Origin of the sequence: Psychrobacter proteolyticus (assembly GCF_038155145.1) — a bacterium.
Lineage (GTDB): Bacteria > Pseudomonadota > Gammaproteobacteria > Pseudomonadales > Moraxellaceae > Psychrobacter > Psychrobacter proteolyticus_B.
Genome location: NZ_JBAKAY010000222.1, coordinates 1 through 211 on the forward strand (window position 1 = coordinate 1; position 211 = coordinate 211).

Below are 211 nucleotides of genomic sequence, written 5' to 3' on the forward strand. Positions count from 1 at the left end.
GTCAGTATTCTCGCTTTCTAGTTTGCTTATAGAGTTTGTTTTAGCTACTTCAATCAAGCCAGCCTTGTCAGTATTATTAATACTATTAGCATCGTTAGCAAGGTCAGTAGTATCTGGAACAGCTTTCCTAATAACTTTCTTATTTCTGTCAGTTAATTCACTGGTATAGCTGTAATAGTCAGCAAGCTGTGATGATTCGCTAGTAGTGGGT

At 37.0% G+C, this 211-nt stretch carries 1 protein-coding gene; it reads right to left on the minus strand.

Annotated features, from left to right (window positions below):
* A partial coding sequence (locus tag V6252_RS13615) for a hypothetical protein (RefSeq protein ID WP_341610784.1) occupies positions 1–211 on the minus strand: 211 nt, incomplete at both ends.